20 protein-coding genes are annotated in these 24211 nt (G+C 47.9%); 4 read left to right on the top strand and 16 right to left on the bottom strand.

The window, feature by feature from the left end; translation table 11 throughout:
- Window positions 1-29: 29 nt before the first annotated feature.
- The 9 genes from LACSTY_RS06720 to obgE all read right to left on the bottom strand — a co-directional run bounded on the left by LACSTY_RS06720 (window position 30) and on the right by obgE (window position 11416).
- Window positions 30-1583 (bottom strand): bifunctional metallophosphatase/5'-nucleotidase, encoded by a 1554-nt coding sequence (locus LACSTY_RS06720; protein ID WP_087912103.1) that lies wholly within the window; start codon window positions 1581-1583, stop codon window positions 30-32.
- Window positions 1580-2134 carry a DUF1836 domain-containing protein gene (locus LACSTY_RS06715; protein ID WP_039638984.1) on the bottom strand — a complete coding sequence of 185 codons (555 nt, stop codon included), beginning with the start codon at window positions 2132-2134 and terminating at the stop codon, window positions 1580-1582. Before LACSTY_RS06715 ends, LACSTY_RS06720 begins: the two co-directional genes overlap by 4 nt.
- 455 nt (window positions 2135-2589) lie before the next feature.
- Window positions 2590-2781 (bottom strand): 50S ribosomal protein L32, encoded by a 192-nt coding sequence (gene rpmF, locus LACSTY_RS06710; protein ID WP_005686472.1) that lies wholly within the window; start codon window positions 2779-2781, stop codon window positions 2590-2592.
- Window positions 2782-2961: 180 nt separating this feature from the next.
- Window positions 2962-5568, bottom strand: coding sequence for an ATP-dependent chaperone ClpB (gene clpB, locus LACSTY_RS06705; protein ID WP_087912102.1), 2607 nt, complete (start codon window positions 5566-5568; stop codon window positions 2962-2964).
- A 125-nt stretch (window positions 5569-5693) separates the two neighbouring features.
- A complete protein-coding gene (locus LACSTY_RS06700; RefSeq protein WP_010488491.1) occupies window positions 5694-6020 on the bottom strand; it encodes a LapA family protein in 327 nt (108 codons plus the stop codon).
- Window positions 6021-6033: 13 nt separating this feature from the next.
- The gene (locus tag LACSTY_RS06695) at window positions 6034-6819 is read right to left on the bottom strand and encodes an SDR family NAD(P)-dependent oxidoreductase (RefSeq protein WP_162494879.1); all 786 of its coding nucleotides are present in this window, start codon (window positions 6817-6819) and stop codon (window positions 6034-6036) included.
- 110 nt (window positions 6820-6929) lie between these two features.
- Window positions 6930-7889, bottom strand: a complete 960-nt coding sequence (gene rnz / locus LACSTY_RS06690; protein WP_087912100.1) for a ribonuclease Z — start codon at window positions 7887-7889, stop codon at window positions 6930-6932.
- A gap of 196 nt (window positions 7890-8085) precedes the next feature.
- Window positions 8086-10089, bottom strand: coding sequence for an acyltransferase family protein (locus tag LACSTY_RS06685; protein WP_087912099.1), 2004 nt, complete (start codon window positions 10087-10089; stop codon window positions 8086-8088).
- A gap of 40 nt (window positions 10090-10129) precedes the next feature.
- Window positions 10130-11416 (bottom strand): GTPase ObgE, encoded by a 1287-nt coding sequence (gene obgE / locus LACSTY_RS06680; RefSeq protein WP_087912098.1) that lies wholly within the window; start codon window positions 11414-11416, stop codon window positions 10130-10132.
- 248 nt (window positions 11417-11664) lie between these two features.
- On the opposite strand from obgE, the gene LACSTY_RS06675 reads away from it, so the two are divergent.
- Genes LACSTY_RS06675 through LACSTY_RS06665 form a run of 3 tightly spaced genes read left to right on the top strand, consistent with a single transcriptional unit; the run spans window position 11665 to window position 15302 of the window.
- Entirely contained in the window at window positions 11665-12414 is a 750-nt protein-coding gene (locus LACSTY_RS06675; RefSeq protein WP_087912097.1) for a DeoR/GlpR family DNA-binding transcription regulator, read from the top strand.
- The gene (gene pfkB / locus LACSTY_RS06670; protein WP_087912096.1) at window positions 12411-13325 is read left to right on the top strand and encodes a 1-phosphofructokinase; all 915 of its coding nucleotides are present in this window, start codon (window positions 12411-12413) and stop codon (window positions 13323-13325) included. Before LACSTY_RS06675 ends, pfkB begins: the two co-directional genes overlap by 4 nt.
- Before the next feature lie 9 nt (window positions 13326-13334).
- Window positions 13335-15302 (top strand): PTS fructose transporter subunit IIABC, encoded by a 1968-nt coding sequence (locus tag LACSTY_RS06665; protein WP_087912095.1) that lies wholly within the window; start codon window positions 13335-13337, stop codon window positions 15300-15302.
- Between the two features lie 110 nt (window positions 15303-15412).
- Here LACSTY_RS06665 and uvrC read toward each other — a convergent pair whose 3' ends face one another.
- The 3 genes from uvrC to LACSTY_RS06650 form a co-directional block, all read right to left on the bottom strand.
- Window positions 15413-17221 (bottom strand): excinuclease ABC subunit UvrC, encoded by a 1809-nt coding sequence (gene uvrC / locus LACSTY_RS06660; RefSeq protein WP_087912094.1) that lies wholly within the window; start codon window positions 17219-17221, stop codon window positions 15413-15415.
- A 180-nt stretch (window positions 17222-17401) separates the two neighbouring features.
- Window positions 17402-18148, bottom strand: a complete 747-nt coding sequence (locus tag LACSTY_RS06655) for an amino acid ABC transporter ATP-binding protein (RefSeq protein ID WP_087912093.1) — start codon at window positions 18146-18148, stop codon at window positions 17402-17404.
- Window positions 18138-19595, bottom strand: coding sequence for an ABC transporter substrate-binding protein/permease (locus LACSTY_RS06650; RefSeq protein ID WP_087912092.1), 1458 nt, complete (start codon window positions 19593-19595; stop codon window positions 18138-18140). The genes LACSTY_RS06655 and LACSTY_RS06650 overlap by 11 nt, the downstream gene beginning before the upstream one ends.
- 350 nt (window positions 19596-19945) lie before the next feature.
- Here LACSTY_RS06650 and LACSTY_RS06645 point away from each other — a divergent pair, with 350 nt between their 5' ends.
- Window positions 19946-20107, top strand: a complete 162-nt coding sequence (locus LACSTY_RS06645; RefSeq protein WP_049169759.1) for an SPJ_0845 family protein — start codon at window positions 19946-19948, stop codon at window positions 20105-20107.
- Window positions 20108-20223: 116 nt separating this feature from the next.
- Here LACSTY_RS06645 and LACSTY_RS06640 read toward each other — a convergent pair whose 3' ends face one another.
- The 4 genes from LACSTY_RS06640 to tig form a co-directional block, all read right to left on the bottom strand.
- Complete coding sequence (locus LACSTY_RS06640) at window positions 20224-20514, bottom strand: nucleoside triphosphate pyrophosphohydrolase family protein (protein WP_010488525.1); 291 nt, start codon at window positions 20512-20514, stop codon at window positions 20224-20226.
- Window positions 20511-21113 carry a ribosome biogenesis GTP-binding protein YihA/YsxC gene (gene yihA / locus LACSTY_RS06635; RefSeq protein ID WP_049169758.1) on the bottom strand — a complete coding sequence of 201 codons (603 nt, stop codon included), beginning with the start codon at window positions 21111-21113 and terminating at the stop codon, window positions 20511-20513. The genes LACSTY_RS06640 and yihA overlap by 4 nt, the downstream gene beginning before the upstream one ends.
- A gap of 196 nt (window positions 21114-21309) precedes the next feature.
- Window positions 21310-22560, bottom strand: a complete 1251-nt coding sequence (gene clpX / locus LACSTY_RS06630) for an ATP-dependent Clp protease ATP-binding subunit ClpX (protein WP_010488530.1) — start codon at window positions 22558-22560, stop codon at window positions 21310-21312.
- A 161-nt stretch (window positions 22561-22721) separates the two neighbouring features.
- A complete protein-coding gene (tig, locus tag LACSTY_RS06625; protein WP_087912091.1) occupies window positions 22722-24062 on the bottom strand; it encodes a trigger factor in 1341 nt (446 codons plus the stop codon).
- Window positions 24063-24211 lie beyond the last annotated feature (149 nt).

Raw genomic sequence — 24211 nt, 5'->3', positions numbered from 1 at the left:
GCACTTGACAAGCAAAATATGACTCAGTGTCACATTGACGGCAAGACGGTGAAATTATGATCTGCCACTGCTTTTAAAATCGGATGAACCTTCAAATAATCAGCAATCAATTCGGTCATATCTTTTTGGTTTTCGCGAATGATCTTTTCCGGTCCAAACATAGCAAAATTACCACCACCGGCTGCTCGGTATTGGTTGACGGCAACATCATAGCTTTGCGCTGCTGTCACCGGTTGCCCATGGTACGTCAGTTTGGTCACGCGTTGACCGACTGGCTGGCGAATGTCCAACGTATAATCGATGCCCTGATACATATCATAATTATAATGTTGCGGCTTAGGACGCTCGAATCGCGGTGTCACTGTCAACTGACCATCAGCAGTCAATGAAAAGTAGGTCGCACATTGTTCTAATGCGGCTTTAAGATCCGCACCCGTCAAGCGCAAGACAGCCAGTGTATTAGGATAGATATAGTTGGTCACGACATCGCGCATCGTGATGGTCGCGCCGAAACCGCGGCCTTCGTTATTAAACAAAGCGGTACCGGAAATATCGGCGCCGGTACTGGCCATTTGTACTCGCTGAATAAACTCGATATAAGGAGTTTCATGCACCCGCGCCGCAAACGGATCCCGAATCCGCATGTCACCTTGGACTTTTGCCAATGGCTGATCAAGCCAAGTCTCGACAACTTGATTGAGCGGCTTGGCAACGTCCACAATGGCTTCGCTGGCAGCCGAAGCACCGGCTTTAACCAAAACCGCTTTGCTATCGGTCACCTGATAACCAGTTGCAGTTGGGGTCAGGGTTAAAGTGATTTTACCGACTGCTTCGCCGCGATAGCCCGGTTGCGTAATCGGAACGCAGTTAACAGTTGCGGCCAACTGGCGATGTTGATGGCCCGTAATCAACGCATCGATTCCAGGAATCTGCGTCAACGCATAACCCACATTTTCACCAGTTAAGCGTTCGGTAGGCTGCCCGGTTCTTAAATCCCGCTCAAAACCGCCATGATAGGCCACAATGACAACATCTGCCTGCTGTCGTAAACGCGGCACATAATACTTCGCCGTCGTGATTACATCCTGAAATTGAAGCCCGGCAATATTTTTAGGTGCCTCCCAGTGCGGGATATAGGAAGTTGTCAAGCCAAGAACAGCAATTTTGACCCCATCCCGTTCAAAAATTTGATAAGGAGCACCAAAAGTGGGTTTACCATCACGGGTAATATTCGCATTCAACGTTGGATAATTCAGCGTTGCCAACGCTTGCCGTAAATAGTCGGCACCATAGTTAAACTCATGGTTGCCGATGATGCCCGCATCATAACCAATCGCGTTGTAAATTTGTGTAATCTGCTCCGGCTGGCGACTAATCTTGGCGACATAATACGCTAATGGCGAACCTTGCAGCCAATCGCCATTTTCAATCGTCAAAACCGGACCTGGGGCAGCAGCTTTTTGCGCATCCAAAATCGTTTTGGCTTTGGCAAGGGAGAAAGGCAGGTCCTGCTGGCGTTTAACATAATTAGTTGGCAGAACAAAACCATGGGTATCGCTGGTCGACAATATCGTGAGTTTCATGCCTTTTTTCCTTCCTTTGGCGCCGGTGTTTCTTCGAGTTCCAGCATTTTTTCAACCATCAGCTTTTGCAAAACCGCATTAATCGCTAATGTCACCACTGCATGCTGAGTCGCCGTGGTGTCTGGTTTATTAACCCGGTTAATGGTCAAGGCATCATTAAAATCTGAGTTTGCCTGCTCAATGGCACTGACAAATGTAAGGATAAAGGTGTCATACGCTTGAGCGACTGGTCGATCTTCTTTGGCAAAACGGATCCCTTTTGCAATCATGTCCAACGCAAAAACCGGTTTCAACATGGCAATCACTAAAATATTCGCCAATTGTTCCGGATGGTATTTTTTCTTGATTGGCGCCTTAATCACCCCTTTTTTGACATAGTTGTTCACCATGGTCGATGTGATCTCACCAAAACCAAGCGGTGATACAATGTCATTCACATATTGAATAACCTGATCCATGTAAAGATCAAATTGGGGTAAATCGGCCCAGCGCGGAAACTGTGCTTCTTGAAGTTGTCGCAGGTAGTCAGCAAATTTTTTGTTATCAGCCATATTGCACCTCGTTTTAGCTACATTATATCATGACAGTTAGTTTTGATAACCAAATGTTCACTGGTTCAATAGTTGAATATCTACTATGCTATTTGTCCTGTATTTATTTAATTTCTAAAGATCTGATTATTTATAGGGGGCTATCTATGCATGGGTTTTTTCGGTTCTCGCGTTTGATTACGCGATCACCGGCGCAGAAGCCTGTGTGTAAGGACCTCAGACCTAAATGGCCAAAATAACGTTAACGGGAAGCACTGTTCTATTGTGGGCAAATGTGTAGTCGACTTTCGCTTTCTATAACGCGCTCACCGGCGCAGAAGCCTGCACATAAGGACCTCGCACCTAAATGGCCAAAGACCAGCCATTTAGGTGCGAGGCCACTTATGCTTCGGCTTCTAACCGCGCCGGTTCGCGCTCAACAAAAAAGCCAACACCGATGATGTGTTGGCTTTTTATTATGCATTTGCGTTATCGTCAGACTTCTTGACCACTTGTGCACCCTTGTAATAACCCTTAGGTGAAACGTGGTGGGAAACGCGGTATTCGCCGGTTGCTGCATCGAATTGCAAGTTAGGCACATTCAACTTAATGTGACCGCGGCGCATACGCTTCTTGGTCTTTGACGTTCTGCGTGCTGGAACTGCCATGAGCGGAAAACCCCTTTTTTAGTAAGATTTCTAAACTACTTTATACGGTCGATGATCAAAATGCAAGTCCGATCATCATCACGCGTGGACAGAAACTTGTTCTGTCACAGCAACGCTAATCATACATGAAAAGCGGCGTCAAGGCAAGGGTCTTTACAGAATAATTCAGCTGTTGCAAGCTTACGCCTTGGCTGCGACCTGCTTGGCTTTAAATTGCAACTGATCGTCGACAACAGTGATCACGACTTCCTGACCGGGTTCGATGGTGCCGCGAATGAGCTCTTTGGCCAACGGCGTTTCAACGGCACTGGTGATTAAACGTTGCAGCGGCCGAGCGCCAAATGCCGGATCGTAGCCCTTGTCGGCCAGCCAAGTCTGTGCTTCTGGCGTCATATCCAAAGTGATCTGCTGATCGGCCAACCGGGTTCCCAACTGATGCAAATCTTTAACGGCAATTTGTTTAACATCATCCAGTGAGAGCGGGTGGAACATGATAATGTCATCAATTCGGTTCAAGAATTCCGGTTTGAAGGCCTTATTGACCAGTTGACGCACTTGATCCTTCGCCTGCTGACTGACGGTGCCATCAGCTTGAACGCCATCCAAAAGGTATTCCGAACCCAGATTCGAGGTCATAATGATGATCGTGTTCTTAAAATCAACCGTCCGGCCTTGTCCATCGGTTAAGCGCCCGTCATCTAACACTTGCAATAAGATATTGAAAACATCCGGATTGGCTTTTTCGATTTCGTCCAGCAACACAATCGTATATGGATTACGCCGAACCGCTTCTGTCAATTGCCCGCCTTGTTCATAACCGACATAACCCGGCGCGGCACCAACCAACCTTGAAACACTGGCTTTTTCCATATACTCTGACATATCAATGCGGACCATGTGCTTTTCCGAATCAAATAAATCCTCAGCCAACGCTTTGGCAAGTTCGGTCTTCCCGACACCTGTGGGTCCCAGGAAAAGGAAACTGCCCAGTGGACGGCTTGGGTCTTGCAGCCCGGCACGCGAGCGCAAAACCGCATCAGAAACCGCCGTGACCGCTTCATTCTGGCCAATAACGCGTTTGTGTAAATTGTCTGCCAGATGCAGCAACTTTTGGCGATCGCCTTCAACCAGTTTAGCAATTGGAATGCCGGTTTCCCGTGAAATCACTGCCGCAATTTCATTTTCAGTCACACTTTCCTGCACTAACCAGGACTGGGGCCGATCGTTGTTTTCCATAGCTTGCAACTCTTTTTCAAGTTGGGGGATCGTGCCATGTTGTAGGCGGGCCGCGGTTTCTAGATCATAACGGCTTTGGGCATCTTCCAGCTCATGTTTAGCCTTGTCAATTGCCGACTTTTTCTCGTTAAGCTGCCGGATATCTTTCTTTTCTGCTTCCCACTGCGCCTTTAACTTATTGGTTTTTTCCTTCAAGTTAGCCAATTCGGCATCAGCGTTCTCTAGGCGCTTCTTACTTGCCGGATCACTTTCATTCTTCAACGCCTGCTGTTCGATTTCCAATTGCATCTGTTTGCGTTCAGCAACGTCCAGTTCGGTTGGGCGGGAGTTCATTTCGACATTGATCGTTGCGCACGCTTCATCGACCAAATCGATCGCCTTATCCGGTAAAAACCGGTCCGTAATATACCGGTTCGACAAGGTTGCGGCTGCCACGAGCGCCGAGTCATGAATTCGTACCTTGTGGAAAATTTCAAATCGTTCCTTCAAGCCGCGCAGAATGCTGATCGTGTCTTCGACGCTTGGTTCCTGTACCAGAACCCGCTGAAAACGCCGCTCCAAGGCTTTGTCTTTTTCAATGTTTTCGCGATACTCATCAAGCGTTGTAGCGCCGATCAGATGCAACTCACCACGCGCCAGCATCGGCTTAAGCAAGTTGCCAGCATCCATGGAACCCTCAGCGCGACCGGCACCGACAATGTTATGAATTTCGTCAATAAAAAGAATGATTTGCCCTTCACTCTTTTTGACTTCTTTCAAAACCGACTTTAACCGTTCTTCGAATTCCCCACGGTATTTGGCACCTGCTACCAGACTGCCCATATCCAAGGAAATAATCGTTTTATTTTTTAAATTGTCCGGCACATCGTTTTTAACAATCCGTTGGGCCAAGCCCTCAACGATCGCGGTTTTCCCGACCCCCGGTTCGCCAATCAAAACCGGATTGTTCTTGGTTTTACGACTCAGGATTCGGATCACATCGCGGATTTCCTCATCCCTACCAATGATTGGGTCCATTTTTCCGCTGCGTGCTTCTTTGACCAAGTCAGTGCCGTATTTCTCCAGACTCTTGTAGTTCGCTTCGGCATTTTTGCTGGTCACTTTTTCCCCGCCACGAATCTTGTCGACAACCTGGCGTAGCTTCTTGGCATCAACTTTAGCATCGTTGAGTAAGTACTGGGTAATCGTGTTATAGCGTTGTTGATAAAGCGCAAGCAACAACGCCTCAGTCGAGATGTAAGTGTCACCGAATTCATCTTTAACGGTGTTGGCGTCTGTCAGTAATTGTGCCAGGTTTTGGGACATACTCTGGCCATAAGTACTGGCGCCTTCCACGACTGGCTCAGCTTCAAGCGCCGCATCAATGGCTGCATTCAGTCCTTGAACATTCACGCCGGCTTCACGATAAATCTGCTCAGCCAACTGATTAGGTTGGACTAGACTTTTCATGACATGCGGAATGTCAATTTCTTGATGATGTCGCACTTGGGCAATTTGCTGCGCAGCGCCTAAAGCCTCGGCAACTGCTTGGGTAAAATTATCTGGATTCATCCACGTATCCCTCCATAACCGTTCATTAACTGTTTATTGTTTTCAAATCCACTTTACGATATTGGTCAGTAAAGGTCAAACATTATCGAATAAAAAACGCGAATCGCATCATCCGCGTTTTGTCGTTATTTTTTCGTTGAATCAACCGGCTCTTCCTTAGGTGCCTGAACCGGTTTAGGCGCTGGCTTTTCGGCTTTGTTCGCCTTCGTCAATTCAGTGATGCGCTGCTGCAATTCACGAATCTGTTTTTTGGCATTGGCAACGGCACTGGTTGAAATTAACCAGGTGACCACTGCGCCGATTAACACAGAAACCGCAATGATCACGATCAATGGCCACTCCAACTGAATCCCAAAAAAGTTAACCGAAACGCCTTGACCATTTAGCAACGCAAAAATAATTAAAATTAATGCAAGTACCAATCCGATAATAAATCGCTGTTGACCCTTCATTCAAGCCACCCCTTTATTTTTTGTTCAGCAAACCGCCTGCTAACCAATCGCCGATATGTGGAAATAAAGTATACAGGTCAGCACCCAGATTCATCAACCGAGGTGTATTGATTTCCCGTACCGGATGGTTAAATGTTGCAACAATTCGCCACGCCAGTTTATCAGGATCCAATACCAGCCAAGAAACGCTGGCCAAGTAGTCCAATGCCCCAGCCGATTTGAAGAAGTCGGTTGCAATTGGTCCCGGGTTAACGGTTGTCACATTGACCCCAAATGGCTTCAATTCCAGTCGCAGTCCGTTACTATAACCCACCACTGCAAACTTTGTCGCCGAATAAATAGCTGACTTGGGTGTGGCAATTTTACCGGCCATCGATGAGACATTGATGATGTGTCCTTGGCCACGAATCGCCATGTCGCGTCCCAGCAGCTTGGTTAAGTACATGGTTCCCAAAACATTCACGCGAAACATGCGTTCAACCAAGTGCATATCCGTGTCAAATGCATTCTCAAAATGACCAAAACCGGCTGCGTTGACTAACACATCGACAGATCCGACGGTGGCATGAATGCGCTCAACGACGGCTTCAATAGCGACAGGATCAGCCACATCAACCGGAAAAGCAAACGCTGGCCGACCAGAAAGTGAACTTGCCTCTGCTTGAGCCTGACGCAACTTGTCACGTCTACGTGCTAGGAAAACCACCGTTGCCCCTTTTTTGGCGGCTTCCAACCCAATTGCTTTACCCAATCCGGCTGATCCGCCAGAAATAACTACTGTTAGGTGTTGTTTCACGATGCTGCTCCCTCCTTGTACGCTTTGCTGTTCCAATCACGCTTAAGCCACTGTAACTTCAAGCCGGCACTGCTTTTCAGCCAATCACCATTGTCGCTTGCTGACAGAACCGGTTATTGAACGGATCCCGCCGACGTCAACTGGGGACTGGCAAACGGAATATTAACTTCTTCAAAATCCTTCACCACGTGGGTATTGGGGAAAATACGCTGGGCACTTTTTTCTAACATCGCAACGCCGGGGCCAAGATACCGCGCAGAAATGTGATTCAGCAACAACTTGCTGACACCGGCGCGCTTGGCTAACTCGGCAGCCTGAATATTGGTTGAATGATAGTACTGTTTGGCTAACTGGCTTTCGTCCGGGCCAAAAGTACTCTCGTGAACCAGAACATCTGCACCAGCTGCTAGTGGCAACGCGCGACTGCATTTTCTGGTGTCGCCAAAAATAGTCACAATCCGGCCCGGTTGTGCTGGCCCGATAAAATCATGACCGTCAAACGTCCGGCCATCGGGCAACGTCACCTGTTTACCTGCCTTTAACTCGGCATAAACCGGTCCAGACGGAATTTTAGCGGCCCGGACCTTATCAATCAGCAACTCACCCGGATGTGGCTTTTCCTCAACCCGAAACCCAAAACTGGTGATGCGATGGTCAAGTCGGTCGAAACTGACTTTAAAGGTCTGATCTTCAAAAACCGTTCCCGGATGCCGCAGCAACACAAACTTTAAGGCATAACTCAAATGACTCTGGGAAACCTTCAGACTGGTTCTAACAAAATCCTCAATGCCAGGCGGCCCGTAAATCGTGAGCGGATCAGTGCCGCCTTGGTTAGCGCGACTCGCCAAAAACCCCGGTAACCCGAAAATGTGGTCGCCATGCAAATGGGTGATGAACACCTTGGCAATCTTTCGCGGTTTAATCGTGGTCTGCAGAATCTGATGCTGGGTGCCTTCGCCAACATCAAATAGCCAAACCTCATTGCGTTCGTCAAGCAGCTTTAAAGCCAGACTGCTGACATTGCGAACTTTGGAAGGCGAACCGGCGCCTGTACCCAAAAATTGAATTTCCATACCATACTTCCTATTCTGTCAAACTTCACTTTGTAGTCTACCACAAGTCCTGCAGAATTATCCTTGTTTGATCGCGGATAACGCTGCTTAGCCTTGGCAAAGCGGCGCACAGGCAAAAGAAAGTTCCGATAAGAACGATTGGCTTTCCAACCCCTTACCGGAACTCAGTTTAGTTGACGCTAGCTTCAATAAAATGTTAATCAGCTGACTGTTTGGTTTTATCCAAAATGGTCTTGGCAATAAACGCCGCATACTGTGGGTTACCTGTTGGATTCATGTGCACCATATCCTTGTAGAACCAATCAGGATGTCCATCAGATTTACGGAACCAGTCAATCACCGTCAGATTCTTATATTGCTTTTGCGCAGCGTCCAACCTGCCATTGACATCATTTTGCCATGCCCGCGTTGGCACCCGCACATTAATCCAGAAGACTTGCCGATCCGGGCCAATCGCCTGCATCATCTGAGCAAGCTGTTCGTCGGAAAATGGGCCGTTGGTGCCTAAACCGATTAACACAACGTTCGCTAACACGCCTTTTTCCGCATAACTGCGAACCAGATCAATACTATTGATCATTTGCCGAGATACAGCCGCATCAATCACTGCTTTAGGGAAGATCTTCTGTAGGCCCTCTTGCCCGTCAAGCATGACTGAGTCGCCAATCGCGGTTAATCCCAGATCCTGGGCCCGTTGCAATTCGATTTGGGTTAAGCCATATTGTTCATACTCTTGGTTAACCGGATGGGCCTTGGCTTGCGAAGCATACTTCGACTCCTGTGCACGGGATCGCGATTTTTGTTCAGTTTTATTTTTGGCTTCTTTACGCTCTTCGGCTAAGCTAGAACGCATGGCTTCCAGACGCTTGGCCTTTTCCTTAGGCGATTCCGCGCGTTTCTTAAGTTGTTTGGCCAGCGGCGAGTCGTCGCCAACCGCCTTAGCTGATGGTGCCTTGGCTAAACCAACACTGCCAATCGCCAGAATGACCAACGCTGCATAGCTGATCCAACGCGCCTTGCCCATACGTTTCTTCGGATCGGCCAACCCCTTGATAAACGCCCAGGTTTTATGATAGTCAAAATGCGCCGCTGGCTGCTCAATCCACCGATACGAAGCCTCGGAGATCGCCACGATTAAGACGACTTCAATCACCGGATACAAAACCGGATGATCGGCAATGTTGCGGAAACGATTCTCCCAGAAAATCATGACTGGAAATTGGTAAAGGTACAAGCCATAACTGCGACTACCGATATAGCTAAACAATGGATTACTCAGCAGGCGATCAAAATGCGCCGCCGGATGGGCAACAACCGCAACCAGAATCGTCGTCAAAATGGAGAACAGCACCATGCCGCCTTCATAAAGAAAGCTGCTTTGGGCGTCAACCGTGAAGACCATGGCTAATAAACCAACGAAGCTCACCGTTCCCATTAAATCGAGACTAATCACCCACTTTCGCGGTAAATGCTCCGAAAGCCGACCACTTGGCCAAATGAACGCTAAGGCGGCACCGAGCAAAATCGAAAACGCCCGTGTGTCGGTACCATAGTACAATCGGCTCGGATCAAAGGCAGCAGGTGACGTGTGCGCAACGGTCATCATATATAAGATGGCCATCCACGCGCCACTGGCTGCCGCCAAAATCAAGACAATATTGGCAATCTGATGCCGGTTTTTAACTAATAGCAGCAAGCCTAAAACCAAAAATGGCCATACCAGATAATACTGCCCTTCGATTGAAAGCGTCCACAAATGCGTGAAAGGTGATTCGCCGTTAGCATAGCGCGCAAAATAAGACTGACCGTTCAAAATCTGCCACCAATTATAGACATAAAGTAAATTGGTCAACACCATCATATGCAGATTGTGCAGGAGATTTTGCGAAAAAAGCGTGATATAAGCTGCAGTTCCAAACAAAACGGTAATGAGTGCCGGATAAAGACGTTTAAATCGCCGAATGAAAAAACTCTTAAAATCAATTCGCCCATTGCGATTAAACTCGATCAATAAGCCATCCGTAATTAAATAACCGGACACAACCATGAAGATCGGGACACCTAGGTAACCACCCCGAAATAATTCGGGACGCAAATGATACAGGATAACACCAATGACACCAATTGTCCGTAAACCGTCAAATCCATGAATATACCGGCGCTTTCGTCTACGCGTCTGTTTCAATTGAGGCCCCACCATTCTTTAAAAAGATTACTGCTCCCAGCTAGTTCACTGGAGATTATTCAACAAATTCAAAGGTAAAATCATCAATCGCAACTAAATCGCCGCTTTGCGCACCTGCTTCGCGCAGCGCATCGTCAACACCCATGCTCCGTAACTGCCGCGCAAACCGCATGACGCCATCTTCGTGATCAAGATTCGCCATCTTAAACGCGCGTTCCACTTTTTCACCGGTTAAAACAAAGGTGCCATCGCTATCCCGCGTCACCTTCAAGGCCGGTTCGGGAGCAAACTTGTAATCGGCGGTTTTAACGGTTTCCTGTTTCGGTTCAAATTGTGGTGCGGTTTTCAGCACTTGCGCGGTGCGATGCATTAACGGCATGACCCCGCGATGCATCAGACTGGAAATTTCAAAAATATTGGCTGGATCAATGCCACGCTTAAGCAAAGCTGCTTTAAACTCAGCAAATCTTTCATCTGCACCTGGCAGATCCATTTTCGTCGCAACAATTAATTCCGGCCGCTTTAAGATATTCTCATCATAAGCACCTAGTTCGCGACGAATCTGGTCATAATCTTCCAGCGGTTCGCGGCCGTTTTCCGGATCCATTTCAACCAGATGCAACAGAACCCGCGTTCGCTCGACGTGCCGCAAGAACTGGATACCAAGGCCGACACCATGTGAGGCGCCTTCAATTAAACCCGGCAAATCAGCCATAACAAAATCTGTGCCGTCGTCTAGCTGGACCATGCCAAGGTTTGGCACTAATGTCGTAAACTGGTACGCGGCAATCTTGGGCTTAGCCTGCGTGACCACCGACAATAAAGTTGACTTGCCGACTGACGGGAACCCAACCAGACCGACATCAGCGAGGACTTTCAACTCCAATTTAATGAAGCGATGTTGTCCGGGTTCACCATTTTCGGCAATTTCCGGCGCAGTGTTTTTGGGTGACACAAAATGAATATTACCGCGCCCGCCACGACCGCCTTTGGCAACAACCAGTTCTTGCCCTGGCTTCGTCAGGTCACCGAGGACTTCACCGGTATCGGCATCGGTGACTGTGGTTCCTGCCGGTACGGCAATCCGCCGATCTTCAGCTGCCCGCCCATACATGGACTTCCCCTGGCCATTGCCACCGGCTGGCGCTTTGAAGTGGCGTTGGTATCTGAAGTCCATCAAGGTTCGCAACCCTTCATCGACATATAAAATGATACTACCACCACGGCCGCCATCACCTCCAGCCGGGCCGCCAAACGGCACGAATTTCTCACGCCGAAACGCGACCATGCCGTCACCGCCTTTGCCCGCCTGAACTTCTACTTGTACCTGATCGACAAACATTGGCGATCCCCTTTCTGAAAAAACATAATTTATAATTATACCCGTTAACCCGCCATCCGCATAGCAGATCGCATGTCTTTCTTATTTTACCACGTCAGACAGTAGGACAAGTACTTTAAGCACAACAAATGAAAAAAGTGCAAAGTCCCTTGAAACACGCCTGTTTTTGACCGTTGTGAATGTTTTCAACGGTTTTAGGTTGATTTTGAACGTTTCATCAGTATAATGAAGAGCGAGGTGAAACGAAAGTGCTTACAGAAGAACGGCGACAATACATTCTTAGCCAGTTACAACAGCATACTGTCGTCAAATCAAAAGCGTTAATGGCGGCTTTGGACGCGTCAGAATCAACCATTCGGCGAGATTTGGACGAACTTGAAGCCGCGGGCGAACTTAAACGGATTCACGGCGGGGCCAAACGAATTAACGGCCTTGGCGACGAACCCGATGTGGCCAGCAAGTCGACCCAAAACTTACGCGCGAAACAAGCTATTGCCCGCGCCGCCGCCCACCAAGTCGAACAGGATGATCTAGTTTTTCTGGATGCCGGGACAACGACAGCCCAACTCATCCCTTTTCTGGCTGACCTTGGGGTGACGGTGATCACGACTGGTGTTGATAATGCCTCTTTACTGGCGGATTATCAAATTCCGACACTGATGCTTGGCGGCATGGTTAAGTCAGCAACCAAAGCGCTTATTGGCGCGACCACTGCAGAAGCACTTCATCATTATCGTTTCGATATCGCCTTTATCGGTACGAATGGGATTCACCCTGAGTTTGGGAACACCACACCTGATCCGGAAGAAGCCGTGATCAAGCGCTTGGCGATTCATCAAGCACGTCAGCCGATGATTCTTGCCGATCCAAGCAAGTTCGAACAGGTCAGTTTCGTGAAATTCGCTGACATTGGCGATGTCACGATTCTCACCAGTTCATTACAAGGACTGCCAGCAAGTTACCACCGGTTCCAAAATATTAAGGAGGTCCATTCTTGATCTATTCAGTTACGCTCAACCCTTCGATTGATTATGTCATCGAATTGCCCCAGCTTGACCTTGGTGCCGTCAATCGTTTGACCCACGCGGTTAAGTTGCCAGGCGGTAAAGGCATCAATGTCAGCCGAATTCTTCAGACACTTGGCTTACCGACAACTGCTTGGGGATTTCTCGGGGGATTCACCGGCACCTTTATTCAACAACAACTCGATGCCATCGCGATGCCTTGTGACTTCACGAAGATCAAAGGTGATACCCGAATTAACGTCAAACTCAAAGCTGAATCGGAAACCGAGCTCAACGCAAGCGGGCCAACCATTACCAATGATGAAATTGCCGACTTTAAAGCAAAGCTAGCCAAACTCGCAGCTGGCGATGTTGTCGTGATGTCTGGTAGTTTGCCACAAGGGCTGCCAGCCACCTTTTATCGCGACTTAATTCCGGCCATCCACGAGCATCAGGCCGATTTTGTTATTGACACCACCGGCCAGGCACTGCTAGACACGCTTCCGGATCATCCACTGGTCGTCAAGCCCAATCATCATGAACTCGCAGCCTTATTTAACGACAAGCCGTATGCCGACAATGATGCCATTATTAAGGCTGGTCGCCGCTTATTGGATCAAGGGGCACAGCACGTTTTGATTTCGATGGCTGGTGCCGGTGCTTTGATGATTGAACGCGATCACGCCTGGCTCGGGACAGTTCCAAAGCAGCCGGCCGTTAACTCGGTCGGTGCCGGTGATAGTATGCTGGCGGGCTTTACCGGAACGTTTGCCCAAACCCATGACGCCTTGGAAAGTTTCAAGGTCGGTATCGCGTGCGGTTCTGCGACTGCCTTTTCCAAGGATCTTGCCACTGCCGATAAAATCGCTGCTGTTAAACAAACCATCAGCATCACTGAAGTTTAGGAGGACAAAATGGACATTCGTGACTTACTACTAAAAAATGTCATGATCATGGATCTCAAAGGAACCACCAAAGAGGCTGTGATCAATGAAATGGTCGACAAGTATCACGCAGAAGGCATTGTAACCGATGCCGACGAATATCGTCAGGATATTTTAAAACGTGAAGCTGAGTCCACCACTGGGATTGGTGAAGGCATTGCGATGCCTCACGCCAAAGACAGTGCCGTTACTCGAGCAACCGTGCTTTTTGCCAAAAGTGCCAAGGGTGTTGACTTTAACGCGCTCGATGGCCAGCCGGTACACTTATTCTTCATGATTGCCGCCCCTGAAGGCGCCAACAATGAACATCTTGCCGCTCTGGCTGCCCTATCTTCCCTTTTAATCAATCCAAAACTGGTAGCGGACTTGAAGCAAGCCAAAACACCGGACGAGGTACTGGATTTATTCGGCAAGGCTCAAGCCGAAAAAGTTGCTAAAGATAAAAAAGAGGCTGAAGCGGAAAAAGCGCAGGAAGCTAAAGATGCTGCCGCTAAGCAAGCCGAATTCAAAGAAGAAAAGCGTAAAGAGCGACCATTTATCGTCGCTGTTACCGCCTGCCCGACCGGGATTGCCCACACGTACATGGCGGAGGCTGCGTTAAAAGAAACCGCGGAAAAGATGGGTGTCGATATTAAAGTCGAAACCAACGGCTCCGAAGGGATCAAGCATAAATTAACCGACAGCGATATCAACCGAGCAACCGGGGTCATCGTTGCTGCTGATAAAAAGGTCGAGATGGATCGGTTCAACGGTAAGAAGTTGCTGAACCGGCCTGTCATCGATGGCATCAAAAAGCCTGAAGAATTAATCGAAGAAACCCTTAAAGGTCAGGGGCAGGTCTTCCACGCAAGCGGTGCGGATGCGCAAAGCTCTGATAATGAAGAAACTTCCGGCGGCCTCTGGAATCGAATCTACAAAGACCTGATGAACGGTGTTTCCAACATGCTGCCATTCGTTGTCGGCGGCGGGATTATCATGGCGATCTCATTCATCCTTGAACAATGGTTGGGTAAGACTTCCATGTGGTTCACCTTCACTAATAATCTGGGGACATTTGCTTTTAGCTTCCTGGTCCCAGTACTAGCGGCGTATATCGCTGAATCTATCGGCGATCGACCGGCCTTGATGCCTGGGTTCGTTGGTGGTTATATGGCAACGGTCGCTTCCGCTTCGGTTGTGAAGGCCCAGAATCCGGCTGGTTTCTTAGGCGGTTTGGTTGCCGGGTTTGCTGCCGGCTGGATGATCGTTGGTCTGAAAAAGGCTTTGGCCAAAATGCCGAAGTCACTAGACGGCATGCGCACTATCCTGCTGTATCCCGTCATCGGTTTGGCCATTATGGGCCTGCTGATGTTCTTCATCATCAACCCGATTTTCGCCGCGATCAACGGGGCATTAATTAGTTTCCTTGAAGGTATGGGAACCGGTAATGCCATTCTCATCGGTGTCATTTTGGCTGCCATGATGAGTATCGATATGGGCGGCCCGTTCAACAAGGCGGCTTACACGTTTGCCATCGGGGTTTATCAGGCATCTGGCTTTAAAGACGGCCGTTGGATGGCTGCTGTCATGATCGGCGGGATGATTCCACCATTGGCCATTGCGGTTGCCTCCACCTTCTTCCCGAAGAAATTCACGTTGCAGGAACGTAATGCCGGCTTATCCAACTATGCACTTGGGTTGACCTTTATTACTGAAGGTGCGATCCCATTTGCCGCGACCGATCCCGTGCATATTATCGGTAGTTCCGTTGTTGGCTCCGCGATTGCCGGCGGGTTAACCCAGCTCTGGCACGTCAATGTTCCGGCACCGCACGGCGGCATTGTGGCCCTTCTGCTAACAAATCAGAAACTGGGGTTCGTCATGTCACTCATCATCGGGACTGTCATTGCCGCGTTAATTCTTGGCTTCTGGCGCCCGGTGGCTAAAGAGAATCAATGATTCGTTTTAGCGCAGGTTCAACCTGTACCATTAATTGATGCTCAAATAAGAAATCGCAGCGACAAACAAATCGCTGCGATTTTTTTGTATCCAATTTTTCTGAGTAAGACTTAAACCCGGCGCGCTGGCGTTGGATCAGCCGTTAACGAAAGCTTCAATGCCTGCGCAACGCGTTTGGAAATGCCCAGCTCCTGAAGGTCTTCGATCGGCGCTTCTTTGATTTTGGTGATTGTTTTAAACTTACGCAACAACTTCAGGCGGGTCTTGGGACCGACACCCTTGATGCCTTCCAAACGCGATGCCAGTGAGTTCTTGGCGTGCAATTGACGGTGAAATGAAATTGCAAACCGGTGAACCTCATCCTGGATGCGTTCCAGTAAATAAAAGCCCTGTGACTTCGGATCCAGATTAATCATTTGATCAGCATTGCCAAACAGAAGCGCTGCGGTTTTATGCTTGTTATTCTTAACCATCCCGGCAACCGGAATATCAAGGTTCAATTCATTTTCCAAAACGTCTTTGGCAGCATTCATTTCAATTTCGCCGCCATCCATCAAAATCAAATCTGGCAGTGCCGCATGTTCCTTTAACAACCGGGTATATCGCCGCCGAATGACCTCACGCGTATTCGCCGCTTCGTCCGCACCATTATGAGTTTTGTCAGCATCCAACTTATATTTGCGATAGTTGTTCTTGGCTGGCTGTCCGTCAACAAATTGAACCATTGCAGAAACCGGATCGGCACCTTGAATATGACTGTGGTCAAAAGCTTCAACCACATGGCCCATTGGTAACTTTAACGCCGCCATCAATTCCTTCATAGCCCCGATTGTTGTGCGATTATCCAATTCCATTAAGCGAAACTTATCTTCGAGCTTGATTTGGCTGTTCTTCGCGGCTAATGCCATCAGATCGCGTTTCTCGCCTCGTTGCGGGGTACGCACCGGAACACCTAAGATATCGGCAAGCACCTTATTATCCAGCCCTGCCGGCACCAAAACTTCATGCGGTTTGACATTATTTTTGCGACTATAAAACTGCAAAATGAAAGACTCGAACTCTTCTTTTGCCGTGTTAACGACCGGAAAAAGCCGCGATTCGCGCTTCATCAACCGCGCCTGACGAATGAAGAAGACCTGGATGCTGATCCAGCCTTTGTCCATATAGAAATTAAACAAGTCACGCGTGGTATTGTCATTCGAAATAATTTTTTGCTTTTCAACGGTTTGTTCAATGTAATACAACTGGTCGCGAATCTCCGCCGCCCGTTCGAACTGCAGGTTTTTAGCTGCCCGCTCCATTTTTGCCGTCAGACTGGCCTTGGCTTTGCTGACGTTACCATTCAGGAAACGTTTGATCCGAGCAATCTGGTCGGCATATTCTTTTTCCGGTACAGTGCGAAAACATGCGCCCAGACACTGACCCATGTGATAATACAGACACGGTCGTCCTTGATACCCGTTGCACCGGCGTAATGGGTACACTTTTTGAATAAAGTGCATCGTTTCCTGCGCCGCATAAACATTGGGATACGGACCGAAGTAGTAGCCGCCATCTTTGCGAATCGTGCCGGTGATTTCAATTTTCGGATCGCGCTCGTGAGTAATCTTGATGTAAGGATAGCCAGTCCCCTTTTTGAGCTTGATGTTGTAATACGGCTGGTACTTTTGAATCAACGTGATTTCAAGCAAAAACGCTTCTTTATTCGTCGAGGTCACAATATAGTCAAAATCAGCCACCTGTGCCACCATCGCTGCTACTTTGCCATCATGTGAGCTCTTGAAGTAAGAGCGAACGCGATTCTTTAGATTTTTGGCCTTACCGACATAAATAATCTTCCCGTTAATATCTTTCATCTGGTAACTGCCGGGCAGATCCGGCAGCAACGATAATTTATGCTCAATGTGTGCTGATGCCATCGTAATCTCCTTATAAAACAAATGTTCGCTTAACATTATAAAGATTCTAAAATTAGATTGCAAGCGACGCACTTGCCACGTACGGCCGCGAATGTGAAGCTATTTGCCAGCGCACCTTACGTGTCAACCCAAACAAAAACCTTACCCAGAAAATGCCGGATAAGGTCATGAGGTAAAAACTTATTGCGCCAAAATCTTGGATAGGAAATCCTGTGTCCGGGCTTCCTTGGGGTGTTCGAACAGCTCTTCAGGTGTGCCTTTTTCAAGAATTTTGCCGCCGTCCATGAACCATACTTGGTCAGCCACGCTGCGGGCAAAGCCCATTTCGTGGGTCACCACCACCATCGTCATGCCGGTTTTGGCAAGATCCTGCATAACCTTGAGCACCTCGCCGACCATTTCGGGATCCAATGCACTGGTCGGTTCGTCGAATAGCATGACATCCGGATGCATCGCCAGCGCCCGGGCAATGGCCACCCGCTGCTGTTGGCCGCCAGAAAGACTGGCTGGGTAGGCATCGGCTTTTTCACCCAAGCCAACCTGTTCCAGAAGTTCCTTGGCCGTTTTGGTTGCTTCTTCATCCGTCACAGTTTTGACTTTTAACGGCGCCAGCTTGATATTTTCCAAAACCGTCATATTCGGGAAAAGGTTGAAGCTTTGGAACACCATGCCCATTTTTTCCCGGACATTATCAAGCTGCTTTTCGCTGAGATCAACCAAATTAGTGCCTTCAAACAGAATCTCGCCTTGTGTCGGCCGATTAAGCAGATTTAAGCTGCGCAAAAAGGTACTTTTCCCGCCGCCGGATGCGCCGATCACAACAATCACGTCACCTTGATTGATGGTTTCGCTAATGTCATTCAAAACCACATTGTCACCAAACTTCTTGATCAGGTGGTTAATTTGAATTAAAGGTTTATGCTGCATGATTCATCTTCCTTTCAAAATGACTCAGGAGCTTGGATAGCCCGAATGTCAGAACAAAGTAAAGGACCATGGCAACCAGAATTGGTTGAACCCCTTTGTACGTTGCGGTTTGAACCACTGTCAGCTGATAAATCAGGTCCGTGACCCCAATGATGGAGACAATGGAGCTTTCCTTAATCAGCGAGATAAATTCATTCCCCAACGCCGGCCAGATATTCTTGATGGCTTGCGGTAAAACAACGCTCGTCATCGTTTGCCGTTCGGATAGCCCAAGCGAACGTGCTGCTTCGGTTTGACCGACCGGAATGCTATCGATCCCGCTTCGGATAATCTCCGCCACATACGCAGCGGAATTAAGCGATACCGCGATAAGTCCGGCGACCAGTGCCGGAATGTCGATGAAAATCCCGATCCCGAAGTAGACAAACATGACCTGAATCATCAACGGCGTGCCTCGAACAAATTCGATGTAAGCAACCCCGATGAGATGTGGCAGGCGGTGTTTGCTCAACCGCAATAAGGCAAAAATCGTACCGAGCAAGACCCCGAAGAACGCCCCAATTGCACTGATGAGTAAGGTATACTCAACCCCTTTAAGGAAATAAGTCCAGTAGTGCAACATGCTCGTATCCTCGGTATTCGTCTTCATGTAACTGCCAGCGGTTTTAAGGTATTGCGGAATCAGCTTTTTCTGTTTGATCTCCGCCAGACTTTTATTCGCCGCTGCCACCAGCGAATCGGATCCTTTGGCAAACCCAATCGCCGTCCCCATCGTGTCACTGGAGAGATTAAAATGTCCGGGGATTTCGACAAGTGAATCGTCATTGGACGTATACGCCTGAGCAACCGCCCCTTCGGCCACAACGCCGGCCACTTTATGCGTCTTCAACGCCAAGATTAAATCGGTCACCTTCGTCAATCCCAGCGTCGTGCTTGATTTCATCTGGCTTTTAGCTAAGGTTTCTTGAAGACTTCCGTTTTGGACCCCGACTTTTTTATTGGCGAAGCTTTTGTGGTCCTTATAAATCTTGGCATCGGTTTTGTTGATGATAATATCCTGGCCCGATTTATAATACGTATTGGAAAAGTCAATCGACTTACGGCGGGCATTGGTTGGCGACATCGCAGCAAGCACCATATCAACCTTGCCCGACTGCAAGGCGACCAGCAATGAACTAAAATTCATCTGCTTAATCACCAGCTTGACGCCAAGATCTTTCGCAATTTTACGAGCAACCTCGACATCCATGCCGACAACCTGATTCTTATCATGTTTATTCACCAAAAACTCATAAGGTGCATAATCGGGGCTTGTCCCCATGACAATTGTGCCTTTTTGTTGAATCTTTGCCAGACTGTCATCAGCGTGAACGGTTTGCATATTTAAGGTCACAACCGCGGCAAAAACTGCGAACAAAGCGACTAACCAGCGTTTCAAATGATTCATAATACCCTCCTTGATTACAAGAACGTACTATACGCTAAAATTCATTTTTATGCAACTAATATTCATAATTTGCTTTTTGGTAATTTACTCGGTTTATAACGACATCCGTGACTGATGGGACAGCGACTATCAACTACCCGCGCCAGGCCTACACTTCTTCTTTTAAATGCGTTCTCTGGCGTAGAGTCTGCGTGTAAGGGCCTTGGTCGGAATGGCCAAGCCCGGTCTGTGACTTTCTTGCGCAAAAACGCGTTCACCGGCGCAGGAGCAAAAACGCGTTCACCGGCGCAGGAGCCTAGACGCTTCGGATTGTTGATGCTATACTTTCACCAAGGAAAGGGGTGGCGTGCATGGCACTTAAGATCAACACTCAAACCAACCTGAACGACATGTTCGATAAATTTGCAAGTTTACCTGGCGATAAGGAACAGGCAACCGGGCCGGATCCGAAACATCAAGAGAAACTGGCTAAAAAAGCCCATAAAACCGACGAGAAAAAAGCAAAGGATTAACTTTGTGATCCAGTATGCTGTGTAAAAAATGGTGAACAACAAAAAAGATTCAAGCGCTGACCCTCGGCGCTTGAATCTTTTTTTATGCACACTTGATTGAAAACTCTAAATGAAGATTACTTCTTTGATTGCGGATACCGCTTTGCCAACGTCTTAATATTGTCGTTCGCGACATCATCAAAATCAATATCTGCCCATAAAGCAATCTGTGAAAGGTACCACAGCACATCGCCTAATTCATGTTTCAGCTCTTCTTTGTCCAGATCCTGACCTTGGAAAGTATACTTTTTAATCAAGTCAATGGCTTCGCCGCTTTCACTTGCCAAGCCTAAAGACAAATTAGTCAAAACATGTTCGTTCCCAGCCAATGTGCGATTGGCTTTTTGTTGATACTCATTAAAATTCATTTCAAACTTCCCTCCACACCCGCTGTCTGCTCCAACCACGACCAAATGGCATCATAACCCTCACCTGTCACAGCCGAAAACGGAATCACCACATCTGTTTGATTCAAGTCCATGCGTTTGGTAATTTGCTTAACCACATGCAGCCGTTTGCTTTTAGGCGTTTTATCGATTTTGGTCGCCACAACCAGTGTTTTAATTTGATAGTACTTTAAGTATTGATACATGCTGATGTCGTCAGCTGTCGGATCATGCCGACTATCCACCAGCAACACGGCACCATGCAGCGGCTGCCGTGTTGTCAGGTACGTCTCGATCATCGCAGCAAACTTCGCCCGTGCCGCTTTACTGACCTTAGCATAGCCATAGCCAGGAACGTCAACAAAAAAAAGCCGACTATCAAGGTCATAAAAATTAAGCGTCTGGGTTTTCCCAGGCACGCTAGAAGTTCGCGCCATGGCTTTGCGCTTGATCAGTCTATTAATGAGTGAAGACTTTCCAACATTGCTCCGTCCGAGAAAGGCAATCTCCGGACGACCATCTGTAGGATATTGCGCAGCTGCCACTGCACTGATTGTCAGTTTGACATCATGGACGTCCATCTTGAATGGCCTCCTTTTCTTGTTATCACTTTAATCGACGCAAGTACGCCGTTGCCTTCAATAGTTTAGCATACTTTGCCGGCGCCCGCCTCACTGGTTAGACGGAATAGAAGCAAAGGGTACATAAGCTTTTATTCATAAACGCAAAAAAGCACCAGGCTGCTTCGCCTGATGCCTTCAATCTACATAGTTATCGTTAAGATGCTTCGCGACCCTTGGTTAAAACCAATTGTGGCTTAGCTTTGCCTTCAACGGCTGCCTTGGTGACAACCACCTTGTCCACATCGCTGCGGCTTGGCAGGTCAAACATGGTGTCTTGCATAATGGCTTCCATGATCGACCGCAATCCACGCGCACCGGTGTCACGGACAATTGCCTGATGAGCAATGGCCTTCAACGCGTTAGGTGTGAATTCCAGATCGGTATCATCCAGACTCAATAGCTTCTGATACTGCTTAACCAGTGCATTCTTAGGTTCCGTCAAAATGCGAACTAAGTCATTCTCGTTAAGTTTCTCCAAAGCTGCCAGAATCGGGATACGGCCAATGAATTCAGGAATAATCCCAAACTGCATCAAGTCTTCTGGAATAATCTGCTGCATCAAGGATTTATCCGGATCAACCTGATTGTTGGAGTCCGTGCCAAAGCCGATGGTCTTCTCCCCGATTCGATTCTTCACGATACTTTCAATGCCATCAAAAGCACCACCAACGATAAAGAGGATGTTGGTCGTATCGATTTGAATGAATTCCTGCTGGGGATGCTTACGGCCACCCTGCGGCGGAACATTGGCAATGGTACCTTCCAAAATCTTTAGAAGTGCCTGTTGAACGCCTTCACCTGAGACATCCCGGGTAATTGAAACGTTCTCGGCCTTTTTGGCGATCTTATCGATTTCGTCAATGTAGACGATCCCTTTTTCTGCCCGTTCAACGTCGTAATCGGCATTTTGCAACAATTTAAGCAAAATGTTCTCGACATCTTCACCGACATAACCGGCTTCGGTCAACGTTGTCGCATCCGCAATGGCAAACGGCACGTTGAGAATCTTGGCCAGTGTCTGTGCCAGGAACGTCTTCCCTGAACCGGTTGGCCCGATCAGCGCAATGTTGCTCTTTTGGAGCTCGGTATCGTCTTTCGTTGCCGTCTGCATCTGATTAACCCGCTTGTAGTGGTTATAAACGGCAACCGAAAGCGCCTTCTTGGCGGCATCTTGACCAATAACATAGTCGTTAAGGGTCTTCATGATCTCAATTGGCTTCGGTACTTCTAGCAGATTTTGATAGGCTTCTTCTTTAAATTCTTCGTCAATGATCTCTTTGCAGAGGTCAATACATTCATTACAAATATAAACCCCAGGGCCAGCAACGATTTTCTTCACTTGATCCTGTGACTTGCCGCAAAAAGAGCAAGTAACCGGACCCGTTGTTTCAACGTTGTCAAACATCTGATTCAACCCTTTCTTGTTACCTTTATTCTACCAGAACCGTCAAGTACCGACTAGCAACGACACAGTTAGGCTTTGTCAACAAAACTGCTTGCTAGATGCGTGCCTCAAGACGACAAAAGAGACGATCAAGGATCGTCTCTTTGACGCGACATTGACACCTATTTATCGGTTTCACTATCAGAATCAGCCTTGTCAGCTTCTTCGTCCTTGGCTGGTTCAACTTCTTTGGCGTTATCCGTAATGATATCAATGGCTTCTTTAACACCGATATCATGCTTCAGCATATCTTCGCTTAAAGCCTGACGAACAGCCTTTTCATCCATGTTGTATTCAGAGGCAAGATTCTTAACCTCTTCCTTAACCTGATCCTCGGTTGGCTGAATATCTTCAGCTTTTACAATCGCTTCAAGAACCAAGTTGGTACGAACACGGGTTTCGGCGTCGGCCTCAAACTGCTTGTGCAAATCAGCTTCGGTCGTACCAGTTAGTTGATAGTACATCTTCGGGTCGATCCCTTGACGTTGCATATTGCCAAGATATTGATCCATCTGATTGTGCACTTCTTGTTCGATCATGGCACTAGGCACTTCTTCGATCGTCGCATTCTCGGTTGCTTTCTTGATTGCCGCTTCCTGCACCGCATTCTTTGCAGCTTCCTTACGCTGATCAGTCAGTTCCTTCTTGATCTTTTGCTTCAATTCATCAAGGGTGTCAACATCCTCATCGAGGTCCTTGGCAAAGTCATCATCAAGCTCTGGCAATTCCTTAACCTTGACTTCATGAATCGTTGTTTTGAATTCTGCGGCTTTGCCAGCAAGATCGGTGGCTTTGTAGTCATCCGGGAAGGTCACTTTTACTGTGACTTCATCGCCGGATTTGTGGCCGACAAGCTGTTCTTCAAAGCCAGGAATAAAGGAGTTGGATCCTAATTCCAAGCTATAGTTCTTGGACGAGCCGCCATCGAATTCTTTGCCATCGATGGTGCCGACATAGTCAATGACAACCGTGTCGCCGTTTTCGGCTGCTTTATCGTCCTTGACCACAAGTTCGGCTTGTTGTTCGCGACGCTTTTCCAGTTCAGCGTTAACATCGTCGTCAGATACCTCAACATCTTGCTTAGGCACTTCAACGCCTTTATATTCGCCAAGCTTAACTTCAGGCTTAACCGTGACATTTGCCTTGATAACCCAAGGCTTACCATCGTCCATCGACTCAACATCGATTTTCGGCTGGTCGACTGGATCGATGCCGGATTCTTTAACCGCTGCTTCATACGCATCCGGTAACAAAATATTTAACGCGTCTTCGTATAATGCTGCGTCACCGTACATCCGCTTGAACACCGTGCGGCTTACTTTGCCTTTTCGGAATCCAGGAACGGTCAGGTTCTTGCGAACACGTTGAAACGCCTGGTCTAAACCTTGTTGAATTTTTGGTAAATCGATTTCAAAAGTAAGTTCACCATCATTGGTGCCCTTTTTTTCCCATTTTGCAGACATGCTGTACCTCCGACAATTAGTCTCGCAATTCACATTGCATACTTAATGTATGATACCCGAAACCGGTGGGAATGTAAACGTTGTGCCGGAAAAAGGCGACATTAGATGTTTTTTTTCACATTTAAAACTGGTACATGAGGATCTCACTG

Origin of the sequence: Lacticaseibacillus styriensis, from assembly GCF_030770295.1 — a bacterium.
Taxonomy (GTDB): Bacteria; Bacillota; Bacilli; order Lactobacillales; family Lactobacillaceae; genus Lacticaseibacillus; species Lacticaseibacillus casei.
Note: the sequence above shows the minus strand (reverse complement) of the source record. Positions and strands in the feature narration are given on the sequence as shown.

Excerpts from the sequence above, each read along its gene's own strand:
- LACSTY_RS06640 (WP_010488525.1), bottom strand. The coding sequence starts at position 20,514 with ATGAATTTTAATGAGTATCAACAAAAAGCCAATCGCACATTGGCTGGG.
- yihA (WP_049169758.1), bottom strand. The coding sequence starts at position 21,113 with ATGGACGTCCATGATGTCAAACTGACAATCAGTGCAGTGGCAGCTGCG.
- LACSTY_RS06650 (WP_087912092.1), bottom strand. The coding sequence starts at position 19,595 with ATGAATCATTTGAAACGCTGGTTAGTCGCTTTGTTCGCAGTTTTTGCC.
- LACSTY_RS06645 (WP_049169759.1), top strand. The coding sequence starts at position 19,946 with ATGGCACTTAAGATCAACACTCAAACCAACCTGAACGACATGTTCGAT.
- uvrC (WP_087912094.1), bottom strand. The coding sequence starts at position 17,221 with ATGGCATCAGCACACATTGAGCATAAATTATCGTTGCTGCCGGATCTG.
- LACSTY_RS06715 (WP_039638984.1), bottom strand. The coding sequence starts at position 2,134 with ATGGCTGATAACAAAAAATTTGCTGACTACCTGCGACAACTTCAAGAA.
- rnz (WP_087912100.1), bottom strand. The coding sequence starts at position 7,889 with ATGGAAATTCAATTTTTGGGTACAGGCGCCGGTTCGCCTTCCAAAGTT.
- LACSTY_RS06720 (WP_087912103.1), bottom strand. The coding sequence starts at position 1,583 with ATGAAACTCACGATATTGTCGACCAGCGATACCCATGGTTTTGTTCTG.
- rpmF (WP_005686472.1), bottom strand. The coding sequence starts at position 2,781 with ATGGCAGTTCCAGCACGCAGAACGTCAAAGACCAAGAAGCGTATGCGC.
- clpX (WP_010488530.1), bottom strand. The coding sequence starts at position 22,560 with ATGTTTGACAACGTTGAAACAACGGGTCCGGTTACTTGCTCTTTTTGC.
- obgE (WP_087912098.1), bottom strand. The coding sequence starts at position 11,416 with ATGTTTGTCGATCAGGTACAAGTAGAAGTTCAGGCGGGCAAAGGCGGT.
- LACSTY_RS06700 (WP_010488491.1), bottom strand. The coding sequence starts at position 6,020 with ATGAAGGGTCAACAGCGATTTATTATCGGATTGGTACTTGCATTAATT.
- LACSTY_RS06665 (WP_087912095.1), top strand. The coding sequence starts at position 13,335 with ATGGACATTCGTGACTTACTACTAAAAAATGTCATGATCATGGATCTC.
- tig (WP_087912091.1), bottom strand. The coding sequence starts at position 24,062 with ATGTCTGCAAAATGGGAAAAAAAGGGCACCAATGATGGTGAACTTACT.
- clpB (WP_087912102.1), bottom strand. The coding sequence starts at position 5,568 with ATGAATCCAGATAATTTTACCCAAGCAGTTGCCGAGGCTTTAGGCGCT.
- LACSTY_RS06685 (WP_087912099.1), bottom strand. The coding sequence starts at position 10,089 with ATGGTGGGGCCTCAATTGAAACAGACGCGTAGACGAAAGCGCCGGTAT.
- LACSTY_RS06655 (WP_087912093.1), bottom strand. The coding sequence starts at position 18,148 with ATGCAGCATAAACCTTTAATTCAAATTAACCACCTGATCAAGAAGTTT.